The sequence below is a fragment of the Sandarakinorhabdus glacialis genome (assembly GCF_014643455.1).
Lineage (GTDB): Bacteria > Pseudomonadota > Alphaproteobacteria > Sphingomonadales > Sphingomonadaceae > Sandarakinorhabdus > Sandarakinorhabdus glacialis.
The window spans coordinates 219984-238330 of record NZ_BMJM01000005.1; the positions used below are offsets into that span (position 1 = coordinate 219984).

Here is an 18347-nt window from a genome sequence, read left to right on the forward strand (position 1 = left end):
ATTGCCCCTCCCTGCAGGGAGGGGCATTCGGGCTTACGCGGCCTTCTTGCGGCCGCGGGGGTTGGCGGCGGCTTCGGTGTCGACTTCCTCGTCGCCCTGGGCTTCGCCGGCGTCGCTGAGTGCCGAGCCGAGCTGTGTCAGCTTTTCGCCGTTGGTTTCGGCGCGGCCGGCGATCTTGGTGACGGCGTCCCCGAGGCGGGCGACGATGGCCGAGACGCGGGCGCCATCGGGCTCCTTGCTCTCGAGCTGCTTGCGCAAGGCGGTGAGATCGCGGGCGATGCCCTTGGTGCCGGGAACGTCGATATCGGCGAGTGCGGTTTCCCAGTCTTCGATCATCGAAACGGCGCTGGCAGGCTTGGTATCCTCGATGCCTCGATTGAAGGCGTTAAAGGTGGCGGCGAAACGAACGGCCATGATTTAACTCTGTGGGAACAAACTGCGACGGCTGTGCAGGCGATTATGAAAAGCCGTTTGCCGGAGGCGGGTTCCGGCGGTGCCATCATGTCACACCCGGGGGTTATGGTGGTGTCGGAGCGTAGCAGGTGAACGTTGCGCGGTGCCCATCCGCGTGCTTTGAGGGAGGCGTCCTCGTTCGCAATCCAAGGTCAGACCGATGTTGCAGTCACCGCCGAACGACCTCGATGCATTCTGGATGCCGTTCACCGACAACCGTTATTTCAAGGCCAATCCGCGCCTGTTGGCTTCGGCCCGGGGCATGTATTACCAGACGCCGGAAGGCCGCGAAATCCTGGACGGCACGGCTGGCCTGTGGTGCGTCAACGCCGGGCACGGCCGCGAATCGATCGTCGAGGCGATCCGCGAACAGGCCGGGCGGCTCGATTTCGCGCCGACGTTCCAGCTTGGCCATCCGCTGGCATTCCAGCTGGCGGCACGCGTCGGCGGCATGATGCCGGGCGATCTCGACCGGGTGTTTTTCGCCAATTCGGGGTCGGAGGCGGTCGATACCGCGCTCAAGATCGCGCTGGCGTATCACCGGGTGCGCGGCGAGGGCACGCGGACGCGACTGATCGGGCGCGAGCGGGGCTATCACGGGACCGGGTTCGGCGGCATCGCGGTGGGGGGGATCGGCCCGAACCGGCGGACATTCGGCCCGGGGCTGCCAGGATCGGACCATCTGCCGCACACGCATGACCTGGCGCGCAATGCCTTTACGCGGGGGCAGGCGGCGCACGGCGCGCATCTTGCCGATGCGCTGGAGGGGCTGGTTGCGCTCCATGGCGGCGACACGATTGCGGCGGTGATCGTAGAGCCGATGGCGGGGTCGACGGGGGTGCTGGTGCCGCCAATCGGGTATCTCGAACGGCTGCGCGAGATTTGTACGAAGCATGGCATATTGTTGATATTCGATGAGGTCATCACGGCGTTCGGGCGGATCGGCGCGGCGACGGCGGCCGAGCGGCTGGGCGTGACGCCGGACATCATCACCATGGCCAAGGGCATCACCAACGCCGCGGTGCCGATGGGGGCGGTGGCGTGCAGGCGGGGCATCTATGACGCCGTGACCGGCGCGATGGCGCAGGCGGCGGGGATCGAGCTGTTCCACGGCTATACTTATTCGGCGCATCCGCTGGCGTGTGCGGCGGCTTTGGCGACGCTCGATTTGTACCGCGACGAGGCGCTGTTCGAGCGGTCGCGGGGGCTGGAGGCGTATTGGGAGGCGGCGGTGCATGGGTTGGCCGAGGGCCGGCATGTCATCGATATCCGCAATATGGGGCTGGTCGCGGGTATTGAAATGGCGCCGCGCGAGGGGGCACCGGGGGCGCGGGGGATGGAGGTGTTCCGGCGGCTTTTCGACACCGGGCTGCTGGTGCGGGCGACGGGTGATATCATCGCGCTGTCGCCGCCGCTCATCGTGGAGGAAGCGCAGATCGATACGATGGTGGCGGCGCTGGCGGGCGTGCTGGCGGAGACCGTATGATGCGGTTGTTGACTGTTGCGCTTGTGCTTGCCGCGATGCCGGTGGCTGCGGCCGAGCGGGCGCTTGTTGCCACCCCGAGCACGCTGGCGGCGGTGATTGCAGGCGCACGCGGCGGCGAGACGATCACGCTGGTCGCGGGCGATTATCCGCTGCTGGCGGTGAAGGAGCGGGTGTTTTCGTCGCCGATCACCATCGATGCACGGGCGGCGCGGGTTGGGGGGCTCAAGCTGGAGGGAGTCGAGGGGCTGGTGTGGCGGGGTGGCACGATCAAGTCGCCCGCCGTCGACGGCCGTGGGCGCGCGGGTTATGCGGTGTTTATTGCCCAGTCGAAAGGCATCACCATCCGCGATACGCTGATCACCGACACCGTACGCGCCATGGTGATCGGCGAATCGAGCGACGTGCTGATCTCGAAAAACCGCATGATCGGCATGACCATCGACGGGCTCAATATCGGCAGCGGCAGCCATCATGTGACGATCGACGGCAATTACTGCGAGACCTATAATACCGGCGAGGCGCACCCCGATTGCTACCAGGGCTGGAGCCGGCCCGGGCGGCCGGTGTCCGATATCGTCGTCACCAATAACATCGCCAAGGGCCGCGCGCAGGGCATCTATTTCGGCAATGTCCCGACTCGCAAGCCTGTCGGCGACCCCGGCTTCGACCGCGTCCGGATCGAGAACAACACTGTGGAAACGCTGTTCCCCAACGGCGTCGTCGCTATCGATTGCCGCGATTGCATCATTCGCTACAACAAGGTGACGTCGCTGCCGGGCGCGCGGTTCCGGGCCAAAGTGCTCGCCCGGCGCGGCACCGGCATTTCGTGCGGGAACACCGTGCCAGATCTGCCGCGGATGAAGGCGTCGCAGCGGTGTTGATCGGGCAGTTCAAGTGCCGCGATCTGCGCTATGATGGCGGAATGCTTATAGGAAAGTGTGTACGATGACCGACGACGCAAATGCTCGCCCGAAACGCCTGATGCATCACCAGGCGCGCAGCATCGGTAACCGCAAGCTGAAGCCGGCGACGATGATGATGGGCCATGGTTATGATCCGCGGCTGTCGGAAGGCGCGCTTAAGCCGCCGATTTTCCTGACCTCGACGTTCGTTTTCGAGAGTGCGGCGGACGGGAAGCGGTTCTTCGAGGGCGTTACCGGGGTGCGGCCGGGCGGGGCGGAGGGGCTGGTTTATGGGCGGTTCAATGGGCCCGACCAGGAGATTCTCGAGGATCGGCTGGCGCTTTGGGAGGATGCCGAGGAGGCGCTGACGTTTTCGAGCGGCATGTCGGCGATTGCGACGACGTTCCTGGCGCTGGTCAAGCCTGGCGATGTGATTGTGCATTCGGCGCCGTTGTATGCGGCGACGGAGACGCTGATCGGGCGGATCCTGGGCAAGCTGGGGGTGACATGGCTCGATTTCCCGGCTGGGGCGACGCAGCCCGAGATCGAGAAGGTCATCGAGGCGGCCAAGGCCAAGGGGCGGATTGCGGCGATTTACCTGGAGAGTCCGGCCAATCCGACGAATGCGCTGGTCGATGTCGAGGCGGTGTTCGCGGCGCGCGCGGCGGTGCTCGGCGGAGCGGATGAATTGCCGCCGATCGTCATCGATAATACATTTTTGGGGCCATTGTGGGCGCAGCCGTTGGCGCAGGGTGCCGATGTGACGATCTATTCGCTGACGAAATACGTCGGCGGGCATTCCGATCTTGTCGCCGGCGCCTGCATCGGGGCGAAATCGGTGCTGACGCCGATCCGGATGATGCGCAACACGATCGGCACGATTACCGATCCGCATACGGCGTGGATGCTGTTGCGGTCGTTGGAGACGCTCGAGCTGCGGATGAGCCGGGCGGGAGAGAATGCCGCCAAGGTCTGTGCGTTCTTGCGCGATCATTCGAAGGTCGAGCGGGTCGGGTATCTGGGGTTTCTGGAGGCCGGGTCGCGGCAGGCGGATATTTATGCGCGGCATTGCTCGGGGGCGGGGTCGACGTTCTCGGTGATCGTGAAGGGGGGTGAGCCGGAGGCGTTCCGGTTGCTCGATAATCTGCGGTTGGTGAAACTGGCGGTGAGTTTGGGTGGGACGGAGAGCCTGGCGTCGCATCCGGCGGCGATGACGCATTTGTCGGTGGCACCGGCGCGGAAGCTGGAGCTGGGGATTACGGATAATCTGGTTCGGGTTTCGATTGGGGTCGAGGATGCGGATGATTTGATTGCTGATTTTGAGCAGGCTTTGGACGCGGTTTAGGTTTGTTTACCTCCCTCTTGAGGGGGGAGGCGACTCGCGCGTTTGCGCGGCGGGTGGGGGTGGGCTTTTGTGCCGACGGGGGGACACCCCCACCCGGGCCGCGAAGTCGCGTCTCTCGCCTCCCCCCTTGAGGGGGAGGACAAGATTTTTAGGCTTTCAGCTGTGCTGCTTCGAAGGGGAGTTGGCGGAGGCGGATGCCGGTTGCAGCGAAGATGGCGCCGGCCAGGGCGGGGGCGACCGAGGGGTAGGCGGGTTCGCCGAGGCCGGTGGGGTTGTTGTCCGAGGTGATGAAGGCGACTTCTACCGGGGGTGCGTCGGCCATGCGCATGATCGGGTATTCGCCGAAGTTCTGCTGGACGATGGCGCCGTCCTTGATCGTGATGGCGAGACCGAGCGCCGCACCGATGGCGTCGAGGACCGAGCCCTGGACCTGGTTGAGGGCGCCCGAGGGGTTGACGATCTGACGGCCGACGTCGCCGGCGACCCAGACTTTGGCGACGCGGACGCCGCCGTCCTTGTCGACATTGGCCTCGATGACGTTGGCGAAATAGCCGAGGTGGCTGAAGTGGAAGGCGATGCCGAGCCCCGAACGCGGCGACAGCTTGCGGCCCCATCTGGCCATCGCCGCGGCCTTGTCGAGGACAGCGCGCATCCGGCCGGCGTCGTAGCTGTCGCGCTTGCCGGCTTCGCCGACGAGGCGGGCATCGCCGAGCAAGGCCTGGCGGAAGGCGAGCGGATCGGCGTTGGCGGCCTCTGCGAGTTCGTCGATGAAGCCCTGCATGACGAAGCCGAAGGCGTTGTTGGCGGGGGCGCGGAGGAAGCCGGTCGGGACCTTCAACGGTAGCAGCGAGGCATCGAGGCGGAAGTTGGGGATGAAGCGCGCCGGGAACTGGGTGGCGTCGATGCCGGCGGCGCGGACGAATTCGCCATCGGCGCCGTAGCTGACGAAATGGTCGGTCCAGGCGGTGACCTTACCGGCGGCATCGAGCCCGGCTTCGAAATGGTGGAAGCCGCCGGGGCGGAGGTTGCCCTGGGTCATGTCGTCTTCGCGGGTCCAGACCAGCTTGACCGGAACGCCGGCGGCGCGGGCGATCCATGCGGCCTCGGCCATGTATTCATTCTGCAGGCGCCGGCCGAAACCGCCGCCGCAGCGCATCATGTGGACGGTGATGTCGGTTTCGGGGATGCCGAGCGACTTGGCGACAAGCTGCCGGCCATTCTCGGGATTCTGTGTCGGCGCCCAGATCTCGACCTTGTTGCCGGTGACGCGCGCGGTGCAGTTCATCGGTTCGAGCGGGGCGTGGGCGAGGAAGGGATAGGCGTAATCGGCCTTCACGGTTTTTGCCGCGGCCTTGAGTGCGGCGGCGGAGTCGCCTTCGTTGGTGATGACCTTCTGGGCGGGCGATTTGGCGCGGGCGGCGGCTTCGGCGGCGAAGCCGGGGCTTGATTGGGTGGCGCCGGAGCCGGGGGTCCATTCGACCGCCAGCGCTTCGCGAGCGCGGTTGGCGGCCCAGAAGCTGTCGGCGACGATGGCGACGCCGGCGACAAGGCCTTCGATGCCGCCGGTGCCGGGCACGATGAAGGCGTCGCGGACGCCGGACAATGATTTGGCGGCATTCAGGTCGGCCTTGGCGACGGTGCCGCCGAAGACCGGGCATTTGTGGAAGACAGCGAATTTCATGCCGGGCAGGACGGTGTCGATGCCGAACAGCGGCTTGCCGGTGACGATGGCGCGGTTGTCGACGCCGGCGATCGGCTTGCCGACGAGCTTGAAGGTTTTGGGGTCCTTGAGGACGAGCGATTCGGCGGCGGGGGCGGGCAGCGTGGCGGCGAGCGCGACGAGGCTGCCATAGGAGGCGGTGCGGCCCGACGCGGCGTGACGAACGCTGCCGCTGGCGGTGGTGAGGTCGGCGGCGGGCACGCTCCATTGCTGGGCGGCGGCGGCGACGAGCATGGCGCGCGCCCCGGCGCCGACGCGGCGCAGGGCGTCGTATTGCAGGGTGGTGGCCATGCTGCCGCCGGCGACCTGGCGGCCGTAGATCTTGCTGTCGGCGATGGCCTGTTCGATGCGCACCTGGGTCCAGTCGACGTCGAGTTCCTCGGCGACAAGCATCGGGATCGAGGTCTTGATGCCCTGGCCGATCTCGGGATTGTGGGCGAGGATGGTGACGATGCCATCCGGCGCGATGCGGACCCAGGGGTTGAGGCCGCCGGTCGTTGCGGCTTCGGCGGGGGCATAGCCGAGCCAGAGGCCGCCGGTGGTGAGGGCGCCGGCGACGAGGAGGTTGCGGCGGCTGAGGGTGATCATGCTGTGACCCCGGCAGCCTGTTTGATGGCGGCGCGGATGCGGATGTAGGTGGCGCAGCGGCAGAGGTTGCCGTTCATCGCGGCGTCGATGTCGGCGTCGGTTGGTTTTGGGGTTTCCTTGAGCAGCGCGGCCGCGCTCATGAGTTGGCCGGCCTGGCAATAGCCGCATTGGGGGACATCGAGGGTGACCCAGGCGTCCTGCAGCTTGCGGCCGATGGGGGAGGCGGACAGGCCCTCGATGGTGGTGACGGCGGCGGTGCCAACGGCGGAGAGCGGGGTCTGGCAGCTGCGGACGGGCGCGCCATCCAGATGGACGGTGCAGGCGCCGCAGAGCGCCGCGCCGCAGCCGAACTTGGTGCCGGTCATGCCGACCACGTCGCGCAGGACCCAGAGCAGGGGCATTTCGGGATCGGCGGTGACGTTGATCGTCTTGCCGTTGATGTTGAGCCTGGTCATGCCGCTTTTCCCCGCTGTCCGCGGGGCTACCTTAGCGGGATTGTTGCGGGGCGGGAGTGGGTGATGTGCGTAGGGGCACGATTTTTGACGTTTGCTTGGTTTTGCGGGCAGGTGTTTTCCGGCGAATACGCGAGATGGGCCCCCGCCTTCGCGGGGGTGACGGAAGGGGCGGGGGTGACGGGAGGGGGTGGCGTACCGGCGCGAATTTCGCCGGCGGGCTTAGCGGGCGATCGTTGCCTTGTGGAGCAGGAATTCGGGCGTGCCTTCTGGGCCGAAGCCGATGAAGGTTTCGCCGTCTTCCCGGTCGCGGCGATCGTCGCGCCGGCCGTTGCGGCCACGTTCGTCGCGGGTGCCGCGATAGTCGCGGATCGGGTCGCGCGAGGCTTCACGCGGCGCGGCGCGGAAATCGTCGCGGCGGGGTTCTTCGCGGCGAGGTTCAGCCCGGCGGGAGTCATCGCGGCGTGGTTCGTCACGGCGAGGTTCATCGCGGCGTGATTCCTCACGGCGCGGTTCGTCACGGCGGGGCTCGTCGCGACGTGATTCCTCGCGGCGGGGCTCGTCGCGGCGCGGTTCATCCCGACGCGATTCTTCGCGGCGCGGCTGGGGTGCGCGAGCGGGCTGCGCGATTTCGGCCTCGGGTGCGGTTTCTGCGTCGGCACGGACTTCGCTGCCTTCGCGCTTGCGGCCACGGCCGCCGCGGCGGCGCTTGCGGGGGCGATCGCCGGCCGGTTCGAGGACGGCTTCGCTGTCGCCGGCCTCGAGCGCATCGTCTTCGTCGTCTTCGGTTGCTGCAACCGGCAGCGTGACTGCGGCGGGCTTGAGCACGACTTCTTCGAGGACTTCGGCGCCGAAGCGCTTGATCTTCTGCTGGATGAGCTTTTCGACTTCGGCGAGGTTTTCGGACTCGGCCTCGGTCATCAGCGTGTAGGCGATGCCGGTCTTGCCGGCGCGTCCGGTGCGGCCGATGCGGTGGACGTAATCCTCGGCGTGGTGGGGCACGTCGTAGTTGACGACATGGCTGACGCCGGGAATGTCGAGCCCGCGCGCCGCGACGTCCGACGCGACGATGATGGTGATGTCGCCCGACTTGAAGCGATCGAGCTCGCGGATCCGGTCGGACTGCTCCATGTCGCCGTGGATCTGGCTGACGGCGAAGCCGGCGCGCTTCAAAGCTTCGACGAGCTCCTTGATGTCGCGCTTGCGGTTGCAGAAGACGATGGCGTTCTTGACTTCGGGATCGCGCAATATGGTGCGCAGTGCCTCGCGCTTGCCGCGCGGGGTCGTCTCGACGACATATTGCGTGATCGAGGTGTTGGTCGACGCCGGGCGCGCGACCTGGATCATGCGCGGCTCGTTCATGAACTTGTCGGCCAGCTTCTTGATCGGCGGCGGCATGGTTGCCGAGAACAGCAGGGTCTGGCGCGGGCTCGGCAGCTTGGTGCAGATTTCCTCGATATCGGGGATGAAGCCCATGTCGAGCATGCGATCGGCCTCGTCGATGACCAGCAGGCTGCACTGGTTGAGCATGATCTTGCCGCGGCCGAACAGGTCCATCAGGCGGCCCGGCGTGGCGATCAGGACGTCGACGCCCTTTTCGAGCGCGGCGAGCTGGTCGCCCATCGAGACGCCGCCGATGAGCAGCGCCATGCTGAGCTTGTGATATTTGCCGTATTTGTCGAAATTCTCGGAAACCTGCTGCGCCAGTTCGCGCGTCGGCTCGAGGATCAGCGAGCGCGGCATCCGGGCGCGGCTGCGCCCTTCGGCGAGAATGTCGATCATCGGCAGCACGAAGGATGCCGTCTTGCCGGTGCCCGTCTGGGCGACACCGATGATGTCGCGCCCCATCAGCACCGGCGGGATGGCCTGGCGCTGGATCGGCGTCGGATCGTTATAGCCACTGTCGGCAACCGCGCGGAGCAGTTCCTCCGACAGGCCCAGATTAGCAAAGGTCATGCGGTTCCTTGGACGCGCCTGTCCGAAATTCCGGATAGGCTTCGCCGTGTGCGCCATGCGCGACTTTGGCGGTAAAAGTCAATCCATGCGCAATGTGTCGGACGACCGAATTTAACAAATGCAAAGGGGCGGGAGTTGCCTCCCGCCCCTCCGGCAGTTCGATTTCCGCCGGCTTCAGAATTTGAAGCCGATGGCGCCGCCGTAACGGCGCGGTTCGAGGGTGAAGATGTTGGTGAACAGGCCCGACGACTGGTCGGTGACATAAAGGCCCGTGGTGGCGTTGCTGTTGGTCAGGTTCTGCACATAGGCGCGGGCGTACCAGCGGTCATCCCGGCCGTTGACCTGGATCTGCGCGTTGACGATCGAGTAGCTCTGGATGCGGTTGACGAAGCCACCGAAGATGTTGCCGGTCTGGGTTCCCGTCACGGCGAGATCGGCGCGCGGCACGACCGATATGCCGTTGTCGAACTCGAGCGTGTACTGGGCACCAGCAGAGAATTTGAAGTCCGGTGCCTGTGGCAGCGAGTTGCCCTTGATGTTGACCTCGACCCCGGCGAACAGCACGTCGAGACCGGCAGCGGCAGCGGAAGCCCCGTTGGTGCCTGCGAGCACGCTGCAGATGCCGAAGGCGCCGGTCGATGTCAGGCCAGCGTCCGACGGGAACGCCGTGGGTGCCCGCAAGCCAAGGGCGGCGTTGACGGCCGCGACATAGCCATTGGCGGCAGCGGCATTGCCGGCCGTGCGGGGCACGACGGCGCAGTTGGAGCCGTTGGTGATGTCCTTGATGATGACGGTGTCGCTGCGGCCGCCCGAGGGATCACGCGGGTTGGACAGGAACTTGTCCTGCGAAACCTTGGTGTGGAGATAGCTGGCGCCGAAGTTGATCGCCAGTTCGCGGGTTGGCTGGATGATGAATTCGCCTTCCACGCCGTAGACTTCGGCGTCGACGTTATCATTGACCGATGTGCGGGCGACGATACGGCTGAGCTGAAGCGCCGAATATTTGTAATAGAACGCGGTCAGGTTGGCGCGCAACGTGCCGTCGAGGAAGGTGTTCTTGGTACCGACCTCGAACGAGTCGATAAATTCCGGCTTGAAGGATTCTGGCACCGCGAAGATCGGCTGCAGCGGCGGGTTGACGCCGCCCGATTTGTAGCCGCGCGAGTAGGATGCGTAGATCAGGTTTTCGTCGGTGATCTTCCAATCGATGACGAAGCGCCCGGTGAACTCACCGAAGCCTACGTTGCGTTCTTGGAACGCTTCGCAACCGGCTACCGAACCGATGGTGCCCGGTACGGTCGTGCCCGGACGGGCGCAGACCGAGCCTGGATCGGCGTCAAAGCCGGCGGCATAGGGCGATGCGAACGGGTCAGCGACACCGAACGGCACGTAGAAGCTGGCAAGCGTCGATCGCGCCCTTACCGTCTTCTTGTCGTTGTTGTAGCGCAGGCCCGCGGTGATCTTGATGCTGTCGTTTATGTCCCAATAGGCCTCGCCGAAGATGCCATAGGATTTCAGCGTCGTTTCATCGGTGTTGTTGCGGAAGAAGGGCGTGCCGAGATAGCCGGGTGGCAGGCCGCCGCCAAGCCCAGTGGCGCCGCCAAGGACGCCCGCAACATAGTCGATGCCGAAGCCGTTCACGAAATAGCTGTTCTCGGGCAGCTTCGAGTCAAGATAGATGCCGCCGAGCAGGAAGTTGAGCGGCCCGTCGAACTGGGTCGAAAAAATGCCTTCGACCGACCAGGTGCGGCGTTCCTCGTTCGAACGATCGAAGTTGATTGGCACGGCGCTGCAGATCTTGCTGCCGTCAAAGGCACCATTGCCGGCCAGGTCGGTGTCCGATGTGCAATAGGGACCGTTGACGCCGTTGGGATAGAGCGCCGCCGGGATGCGGTTGAAATACGCACCGATGCCGGGTGCAGCAGCCAGACCCTGAAGGCCAGTGAGGCCCGGCTTGAAAACGTCGGGGTTCTGGATGCCGAGGTTGTAATCGACCCGCGAATCGACCGCGGTCTTTTGATAGAGCCCGGTGACCTGCGCTTTGACAGCGCCGAAATCATGCTCGATACGCGCCTGATATTGTTGTTCTTGTGCGGCATATTCGGGTGTGAATGCCGTGCGGACCTGGCGGACGTCGTTGGGTTCCTGGAAACCAGCATAGGAATCGGGACCGTAAAGGCTGCCCAGTCCGGCCGATGACAGCGGCCCGCCGAATGCAGCGCCGCCCGAGATGCGAAGCAGTTCGCGCGACGTCAGGACGCCAACGAAGGTCGAGTTGCCGTTGAGCTTGCCGAAGTCGAGGCGGCCGGGAAGGCAGCCCAGAACGCCGGTCGGATCACGCTGGCACAGCTGCTTCTGGATGCGCGAGCGGTTGTCGTCCTCCTTGAAATAATAGCCCATCAGGTCGATGCGGGTATTATCGGTGGGTTCCCAGCGCACCGAACCGCGGATGGCGTACATGTCGCGGCCATCGATCTCGGTATCGTTGTAGAGATTCTGGGTATAGCCGTCACGCTTGAGGTAGAAGCCTGCCAGCCGGACACCGAGCGTTTCGGTGATTGGCAGGTTGAACATGCCGCGAACGCGCAGCGAATTATAGTTGCCGTAATCGACTTCGCCAGCGGCACCGATCTTGGTGAGGTCAGGCTTGGCGGTGATGAAGTTGATGACGCCCGAGGTGGCGTTGCGGCCGAACAATGTTCCCTGCGGGCCGCGCAGCACTTCGACGCGCTCGAGATCGAAGAATTCGGCTTCGAACAGGCGGGTGGCGATCAGCGGGCTGCCGTTGACGTGGATGGCGGTGGCACTGTCGCAGGTAACGCCGACGCAAAGATCGCCGATACCGCGGATGGTGAAGCTGGAACCGGTGAAATTGCCCTTGGTGAAGGTGATGTTGGGCAGGGTCAGCTGAAGATCGGTGCTGTTCTGGATCTGCTGGCGCTGGAGCGCTTCGGAGCTGAATGCCGAAACCGCGATCGGCACGTCCTGCAGGCTTTGCGCCGACCGCTGGGCAGTGACGACGATTTCCTCGATGCCGCCATCCTGCGAGGCAGGTGCGGCCTGGGCCGTTGCGGCCGGTGCCGTTGCGGCCTGGCCGAACGCCGGTGCCGCGATGAAGCCGAGCAGCGATACGCTGCCCACGAGAGCGTTACGAATGCCGCGCGTGCGGATTGCAGAAATATTGGACATGTGATCCTCCCCAGGTGACTTTCCCCGGTCGCCCTGTGCCGGGAGATCGCGAGGTCATGGGCGGGTCTGTCCCGAGCCATGTTCAAAGTGACCTTGCGTCGCTTGCCGCGGCTTTGTCCAGTCTCCGGACAGATTTACAGACAATTTATGCAAGCTGTTGCCGACCGTGGTAAATACGTCACTATTCGAGGGGCTAAGCGCCAGTATTTGCCCTGATAAAAGTGCTAGTCAGCCATTATCTGCGCGTTTTTGGCATCGCGATAATGCTCGCAATCGCACATTCGCCGCCCGATCGTGCGCCGATGGCGTCGCGGCCCGCACACAACTGCCCGGCCTTCGACCGGCGGTAATAAAAGCCTTGGTAGAAGCTGAGCGCCGGGCATTCGCTGGAGAAGAACAAGCGGAATCGACCGCCGTTGCGCATCGTCAGCTCCATGGCGCGGTCCCCGAACATCTGGGCACCGGCGATGCCGTTCATGGCGATGCAACGGTCGCGGCCCTTGCGCGGCGGTACCGGGCGCATGTCGACAGGTCCGCCGGGCAGCACCGTCATCCGGCCCCAGGCGCCGCCCAGACTCTCGCTGGCCGCCCTCTCGCTTGCCTGTTTGTCGCCCGCTGCCCGCTCGCCCGCCGGCGAGCGCGGTTCGCCGGGCTGGGCGGCGGCAGCGGCTGCAAGCGGCAGCGCGCCGGCAATTGCCAGGACACCGCACGCGGCAAGACCGAAAATCTGACGGACAACGAAGGTCACCCTGTCAACGAACGTCCAAAGCCGGCAACCCCGTCACTGTTATCTGTCCCGGTTTCCACCGCGTCCGGTTGCCCTGCGCAGGTTGAACGAACCCTGAACTTATCACCAACCTTAACGGGACATAAGCCGCCGTCAATATGATGGCATCGACAGTCTGCTTCCGGACGACGCCGCGCTCGGCTAGTGATCGTCGATGGCGAATCCTGTCCCCCGATCGGCGCTCGCGGCGCTCAAGCTTGCGGCCGGGTCCGGCAACTGGAGTGACGATGCCGCCGTGCTGGCGCCGCGCCTCGTCGACTGGCGCGGCAAGTTCCACGGCGCTTCGCCGCTGCTGCTGCTGCCGCGCGATACGGCAACCACCGCCGCCATCGTCCGCGCCGCTGCCGAGCACGGCGTGCCGCTGGTCCCGCAAGGCGGCAATACCGGGCTGGTCGGCGGTGGCATCCCGCCCGCCGACGCCAGCGCGGTGCTCGTCTCGATGGCGCGCATGGACCGCATTCGCGCCATCGATCCGGCCGGGCTGGTGCTGACCGCCGAGGCGGGGGTCATCCTCGAAAACGTCCACAACGCAGCGCGCGAGGTGGACTGCGAATTTCCGTTGTCGCTCGGCGCCAAGGGCAGCGCCACCATCGGCGGGTTGGTTTCGACCAACGCCGGCGGCGTCCAGGTGCTGCGCCACGGCACCATGCGCGCGCTGGTCGCCGGGATCGAGGCGGTGTTGCCCGATGGCCAGGTCCTCCACCAGCTGACCGGGCTGGCCAAGGACAATAGCGGCTATGACATCAAGCAGCTGTTGATCGGCGGCGAGGGCACGCTCGGCATCGTCACCGCCGCTGCACTGCGGCTGGTGCCAGCGCCGGCGTTTCGCGCCATCGGCTGGGCCGGGGTGCCGGGGCCACAGGCGGCGCTGGCGCTGCTGGCGCGGTTGCGGCGCGCGTCGGGCGGCCAGGTCGAAAGTTTCGAGCTGATCCCCGACATCGGGCTGCAACTGGTGCTGCGCCATCTGCCCGGCCACCGTGCACCGCTGGGGGGTAGGCACCCTTGGCATGTGCTGGTCGAGCTCGCCGGGCCGGCCAGCCTCGACGCGCTGCTGGCCGATTGCTTGGCCGATGCGGCGGCGGCGGGCGATGTCGTCGATGCGGTGGTCGCTGCTTCGGTGGCACAGGCGGCGGCGCTGTGGCGTATCCGCGAGGAACTGCCCGAGGCCGAGCGCCGCGAGGGCCCGGCGGTGCACCATGATATCGCCGTGCCGGTGGCCGCGATGCCCGGTTTCACGCTGGCGGCGACCGCCCGTGTCGAAACCGAATTTCCCGGCGCGCGGGTGATCGCGTTCGGGCATCTGGGCGACGGCAATCTCCATTTCAACGTGCGCGCGCGCGAGGGCGAGACCGACCCGCGCTGGATCGGCGATCGTGCGGCGGCGATTTCGGCGCTGGTCCATGACCTGGTGACGGCGGCCGGCGGCTCGATTTCGGCCGAACACGGCATCGGTGTGCTCAAGCGCGCCGAACTGGCGCGGCTCGGCGACCCCGCCAAGCTTTCGGCGATTCGCGCCATCAAGGCAGCGCTCGATCCGCAGGGGCTGATGAACCCGGGCAAGATGATATAGTGACTGGCGCGCGCGGCCCGGCTCGATACGCACCCGGCTTGCGCGATGCCGCGGCGGACCCTAGACAGCCCCGTTCCGCGAACCGGACCCGCCCACAGGAAAGATGCGACGACATGGCCAGTATCCCCGCCAACACCCCTGAACAGACGCTGCCGCTGTTCTATAAATCGGTGGTGCCGTTGTCGTCGCAGTTCCATCCCAACCACGGCCTCAAGCAGCGCGACAACCTTGCCTTCACCCGCAAGACCCACGCCATTCCGATCACGGTCGACGAATTCGTCATTGCCCAGCGCCATTATCCGATCGTCTTCGGCCTCGGCGAAAATCCGGCCCCGCTCGCCCTTGTCGGGCTCGAGGAAGGCAACAACCTTTACCTCGGCGCCGACGACCAGTGGGAAGCCGGGCAATATGTGCCGGCGTTCGTGCGCCGTTACCCGTTCATGCTGGCGCGGCTGTCGCCGACCAGCGAGGAACTGTCGTTGTGCTTCGACGATTCTTCGGACCAGATCGTCGCCGACGAAGGGGACCGGCTGTTCGACGGCACCGATGCCAGCGAGACGACCAAGAACATCCTGACCTTTTGCGAGCAGTTCGAGCAGGCGGTGTTCCGCACCCGCAGCTTCATGGAGGAACTGACCAAGCTCGACCTGCTGATGGACGGCGAAGTCACCATCCAGCGTCCCGGCGTCGCCGATCCGGCGATCTATCGCGGCTTTCGCATGGTTGCCGAGGACAAGCTGCAGGGCCTGCGCGGCGACCAGTCGCGCAAGATGGTCCAGTCGGGGATGATGGGCCTCGTCTATGCCCATCTGTTCTCGCTGTCGCTGATCTCGGGCCTGTTCGAAAAGCAGGTTGCCGCGACGACCGTGCCGGGCTGATCCCGGCCGGATCGAGATGCCAGCCGGGCGCAGCCGCTATTCGACCGTCGCCATCGGGCTGCACTGGCTGACCGCGCTGATCGTGCTCGGCAACCTTGTGGCCGGGTTGCTGGTCGGCGACATGCTCGACAGCGGCGATCCGGCACAGGCGGCGCTCGGGGGCAACGTCATCATGCTTCACCGCAGTTTCGGGCTGACGGTGCTGGCACTGACGCTGTTCCGGATCGGCTGGCGCATCGCCAACCCGCCGCCGCCGCTGCCGGCGCACATGACGCGGCTCGAGATCATCGTCGCCCGCGCCAGCCACCATGGCTTCTATTTGCTGCTGCTGGCGCTGCCGCTGAGCGGCTGGGCGATGTCGTCGGCGCGACTGCCGCTGCGCCCGATGTCGTGGTTCGGCATCGCCGAGATCCCGCCGTTGCCGCTGGCGCCGGCATTCGGCAGCGTCTTTCGCCAGGGCCATGGGGTGCTCGGCTGGCTGGCGATCGCGATGATCGCGCTGCACGTGCTGGCGGCGGTCAAGCACCATGTCTTCGACCGTGACGACCTCCTGGCGCGGATGCTGCCGCCCCGGCGGGACTGACTTTGGCAGATCGGTGCATGAAATCACCGTCATGCGCCAAACACCCCGTTGACACGATATAGTATCACATCTAGCCCGGTCGCTTGCATAAGAACGACAAAGGCCTTCCATCGATGCGCAACCGCCTGTCCGCTATCGCCCTGCTGCTTGCCGGTGCCGCAACCCCCGCTTTCGCCGTCGATGCCGTGACCGATGCACCCGACACCGAGCTGCACGCCCCCCCGTCCACCGAGATCATCGTCACCGCGCCCTTCGCCCGTGACCGCGCCACCGTCCTGTCGGGCATCACCATCCTCCAGGGGACCGAGCTCACCCGTCAGCTCCGCTCGACCCTCGGCGATACGCTGTCGCGCCAAGCCGGCGTCAGCTCGACCAGCTTCGGCCCCAACGCCTCGCGCCCCATCCTGCGCGGTTTCCAGGGCGAGCGCGTCCGCATTCTCACCGACGGCATCGGCAGCTTCGATGTGTCGAACACCTCGGTCGATCACGCCGTTGTCATCAATCCACTGTTTGCCGAACGCATCGAGATCCTGCGCGGCCCGGCCTCGCTGCTTTATGGCTCGTCGGCGATCGGCGGTGTCGTCAACGTCATCGACAAGCGTATTCCGCGCGAAGTGCCACAGGAGGCCGTCCATCTCGACGTTCTGGGTACCTATGCGTCGGCGGCGAACGAGCGCAACATCGCCGGTGTCGCCGAAGTGCCGCTGGGGGATCGCTTCGTCGTCCATGTCGACGGCAGCTATAACAAGACCGACGACCTGCGCATCGGCGGCTTCGTCCTGTCCGGCCCGGCGCGCGCCGCCGCCCTCGCCAGCCCCGAACCCGAAGGCCGCGCGCTGGCATCGCTGGCGGACCGCCTGCCAAACACGGCCGGCGAAACCTGGAACGCCGGCGCCGGCGTCGCCTTCATCGATGCCGGCGGCGAGCTCGGCATCGGCTATGGCCATTACGACAGCCTCTACGGCGTGCCCGCCCGCTACGACACCACCACCGGCGAGGGCGAATTCGTCCGGTTGAAGGTCAAGCAGGACCGCCTCGACATCCGCGGGCAGGTCAACGTCGGCGGCGACATCATCGACACCATCAAGGTCCGCGCCGGCTTCGCCGACTACCAGCATTCCGAACTCGCGCCGTCGGGCGAGATCGGCACCACTTTCTACAACCGCGGCCTCGAGGGTCGCCTCGAAGTCAGCCAGGCCAGGCGCAGCATCGGCGGCGGCACCTGGAAGGGCGGCAGCGGCGTGCAGGTGTTCACGCGCGACTTCAACGTCATCGGCGAGGAAGCCTTTATCCCGCGCAACCAGTCGTCGCAGCTTGGCGTGTTCACCCTGCAGGAGCTCGATTTCGGGGCACTTAAGGCCGAATTTGCTGGCCGCTACGAAAACGCCAAGGTGAGTGCCGCCGTCGGCGATTTCCGCGGTGCGCCGGTCTTCGTCGATCGCAGCTTCGACCTGTTCTCGGGGTCGGCGGGCGCCAGTGTCGGGCTGTTCCAGGTCTGGCGCATTGGCGTCAACCTGTCGCACACCGAACGCGGGCCGGCGGCCGAGGAACTGCTCGCCAACGGACCCCATGCCGGAACCCAGGCCTATGAGATCGGCAACCCCGACTTTGCCAAGGAACGCTCGAACGGCGCCGAAATCGTGCTGCGCGGGCGCGGTGAAGGCTACAGCTTCGAAACCTCGGTCTATTACAACCGCTTCGCCAACTATATCTACGAAAGCCAGACCGGCGCTGTCGAGGATGGCTTGCCGGTATTTCAGTTCAACCAGGCCTCGGCGCGCTATCTGGGCGTCGAGGCGCAGGGCGAGATCACCGTGGCGCGGTTCGGCGACCAGGATCTCAAGCTCGACGCACTTGCCGACTATACCGATGCGAAACTGCTCGGCGGCCTCGGCCCGGTGCCGCGCATCCCGCCGTTCCGCGTGCTCGCGGGCATCGGCGCCACCGGGCCGGTCTGGGACGCCCGCGCCGAGATCGAGCACAGCAGCAGCCAGAAAAAGGTCGCCGCCTTCGAGACCGAGACCGCCGGCTATACGATGGTCAATGCCTCGGTCAGCGTGCGGCCGTTCGCCGACCGGCCGAACACCTCGCTGGTGCTGTCGGCGAACAATATCTTCGACGTCGACGCCCGCCGCCACGCCTCGTTCCTCAAGGATTTCGCGCCCTTGCCGGGCCGCGACATCCGCCTCTCGCTGCGCTTCACGATCTGAGAAAATAGTCTCCGAAACGACCTTGCACTGCGGCAAAACGATCCTATCTCAAGGGCTGGCGCTGGTGCTTCCCCCCTTTGCACCAGCCGCCCTTTGACCGGGTCCGCCCGGTCAACCTCCCTGAACTCCCGCCGTCCCCTGCCTTGCACGGGACGGCGGAATTTTATGGGGCGGGGGCCAACTAAAGTTGTCATCCCGGATCAAGCCCGGGATGACAAATATCGTGTA

At 65.9% G+C, this 18347-nt stretch carries 13 protein-coding genes; 7 read left to right on the forward strand and 6 right to left on the reverse strand.

From position 1 onward, the window contains the following. Positions 1-33: 33 nt before the first annotated feature. The gene (locus IEW98_RS09200; protein ID WP_188762638.1) at positions 34-414 is read right to left on the reverse strand and encodes a hypothetical protein; all 381 of its coding nucleotides are present in this window, start codon (positions 412-414) and stop codon (positions 34-36) included. A 199-nt stretch (positions 415-613) separates the two neighbouring features. Between IEW98_RS09200 and aptA the strand changes: the two genes are divergently transcribed. The 3 genes from aptA to IEW98_RS09215 all read left to right on the forward strand — a co-directional run bounded on the left by aptA (position 614) and on the right by IEW98_RS09215 (position 4186). Then, positions 614-1939, forward strand: a complete 1326-nt coding sequence (gene aptA, locus IEW98_RS09205) for an omega-aminotransferase AptA (RefSeq protein WP_243450657.1) — start codon at positions 614-616, stop codon at positions 1937-1939. Then, complete coding sequence (locus IEW98_RS09210) at positions 1936-2820, forward strand: right-handed parallel beta-helix repeat-containing protein (RefSeq protein WP_188762639.1); 885 nt, start codon at positions 1936-1938, stop codon at positions 2818-2820. The genes aptA and IEW98_RS09210 overlap by 4 nt, the downstream gene beginning before the upstream one ends. A gap of 64 nt (positions 2821-2884) precedes the next feature. After that, positions 2885-4186 carry a cystathionine gamma-synthase family protein gene (locus IEW98_RS09215; protein WP_188762640.1) on the forward strand — a complete coding sequence of 434 codons (1302 nt, stop codon included), beginning with the start codon at positions 2885-2887 and terminating at the stop codon, positions 4184-4186. A 148-nt stretch (positions 4187-4334) separates the two neighbouring features. Here IEW98_RS09215 and IEW98_RS09220 read toward each other — a convergent pair whose 3' ends face one another. The 5 genes from IEW98_RS09220 to IEW98_RS09240 form a co-directional block, all read right to left on the reverse strand. After that, a complete protein-coding gene (locus tag IEW98_RS09220; protein WP_188762641.1) occupies positions 4335-6494 on the reverse strand; it encodes a xanthine dehydrogenase family protein molybdopterin-binding subunit in 2160 nt (719 codons plus the stop codon). Continuing rightward, on the reverse strand, positions 6491-6949 hold the full coding sequence (locus IEW98_RS09225) for a (2Fe-2S)-binding protein (RefSeq protein ID WP_188762642.1): 459 nt from the start codon (positions 6947-6949) through the stop codon (positions 6491-6493). Before IEW98_RS09225 ends, IEW98_RS09220 begins: the two co-directional genes overlap by 4 nt. 219 nt (positions 6950-7168) lie before the next feature. Continuing rightward, positions 7169-8902 (reverse strand): DEAD/DEAH box helicase, encoded by a 1734-nt coding sequence (locus IEW98_RS09230; protein ID WP_188762643.1) that lies wholly within the window; start codon positions 8900-8902, stop codon positions 7169-7171. A 174-nt stretch (positions 8903-9076) separates the two neighbouring features. Then, a complete protein-coding gene (locus IEW98_RS09235) occupies positions 9077-12091 on the reverse strand; it encodes a TonB-dependent receptor (protein ID WP_188762644.1) in 3015 nt (1004 codons plus the stop codon). A 235-nt stretch (positions 12092-12326) separates the two neighbouring features. Further along, positions 12327-12839: a hypothetical protein gene (locus IEW98_RS09240; protein WP_188762645.1), complete on the reverse strand. Its 513-nt coding sequence runs from the start codon at positions 12837-12839 to the stop codon at positions 12327-12329. 193 nt (positions 12840-13032) lie between these two features. Between IEW98_RS09240 and IEW98_RS09245 the strand changes: the two genes are divergently transcribed. The 4 genes from IEW98_RS09245 to IEW98_RS09260 all read left to right on the forward strand — a co-directional run bounded on the left by IEW98_RS09245 (position 13033) and on the right by IEW98_RS09260 (position 18119). Continuing rightward, complete coding sequence (locus IEW98_RS09245; RefSeq protein ID WP_188762646.1) at positions 13033-14448, forward strand: FAD-binding oxidoreductase; 1416 nt, start codon at positions 13033-13035, stop codon at positions 14446-14448. A gap of 113 nt (positions 14449-14561) precedes the next feature. Beyond that, on the forward strand, positions 14562-15326 hold the full coding sequence (locus IEW98_RS09250) for a SapC family protein (protein ID WP_188762647.1): 765 nt from the start codon (positions 14562-14564) through the stop codon (positions 15324-15326). A 16-nt stretch (positions 15327-15342) separates the two neighbouring features. Continuing rightward, on the forward strand, positions 15343-15909 hold the full coding sequence (locus IEW98_RS09255; protein WP_188762648.1) for a cytochrome b: 567 nt from the start codon (positions 15343-15345) through the stop codon (positions 15907-15909). Between the two features lie 113 nt (positions 15910-16022). After that, positions 16023-18119, forward strand: coding sequence for a TonB-dependent receptor (locus IEW98_RS09260; protein WP_188762649.1), 2097 nt, complete (start codon positions 16023-16025; stop codon positions 18117-18119). Positions 18120-18347: the final 228 nt, after the last annotated feature.

Bases quoted from the DNA above. Each gene is read 5' to 3' on its own strand.
- IEW98_RS09250 (WP_188762647.1), top strand. From the start codon at position 14,562: ATGGCCAGTATCCCCGCCAACACCCCTGAACAGACGCTGCCGCTGTTC.
- IEW98_RS09210 (WP_188762639.1), top strand. From the start codon at position 1,936: ATGATGCGGTTGTTGACTGTTGCGCTTGTGCTTGCCGCGATGCCGGTG.
- IEW98_RS09245 (WP_188762646.1), top strand. From the start codon at position 13,033: ATGGCGAATCCTGTCCCCCGATCGGCGCTCGCGGCGCTCAAGCTTGCG.
- IEW98_RS09215 (WP_188762640.1), top strand. From the start codon at position 2,885: ATGACCGACGACGCAAATGCTCGCCCGAAACGCCTGATGCATCACCAG.
- IEW98_RS09255 (WP_188762648.1), top strand. From the start codon at position 15,343: ATGCCAGCCGGGCGCAGCCGCTATTCGACCGTCGCCATCGGGCTGCAC.
- IEW98_RS09225 (WP_188762642.1), bottom strand. From the start codon at position 6,949: ATGACCAGGCTCAACATCAACGGCAAGACGATCAACGTCACCGCCGAT.
- IEW98_RS09220 (WP_188762641.1), bottom strand. From the start codon at position 6,494: ATGATCACCCTCAGCCGCCGCAACCTCCTCGTCGCCGGCGCCCTCACC.
- aptA (WP_243450657.1), top strand. From the start codon at position 614: ATGTTGCAGTCACCGCCGAACGACCTCGATGCATTCTGGATGCCGTTC.
- IEW98_RS09235 (WP_188762644.1), bottom strand. From the start codon at position 12,091: ATGTCCAATATTTCTGCAATCCGCACGCGCGGCATTCGTAACGCTCTC.
- IEW98_RS09230 (WP_188762643.1), bottom strand. From the start codon at position 8,902: ATGACCTTTGCTAATCTGGGCCTGTCGGAGGAACTGCTCCGCGCGGTT.
- IEW98_RS09200 (WP_188762638.1), bottom strand. From the start codon at position 414: ATGGCCGTTCGTTTCGCCGCCACCTTTAACGCCTTCAATCGAGGCATC.
- IEW98_RS09260 (WP_188762649.1), top strand. From the start codon at position 16,023: ATGCGCAACCGCCTGTCCGCTATCGCCCTGCTGCTTGCCGGTGCCGCA.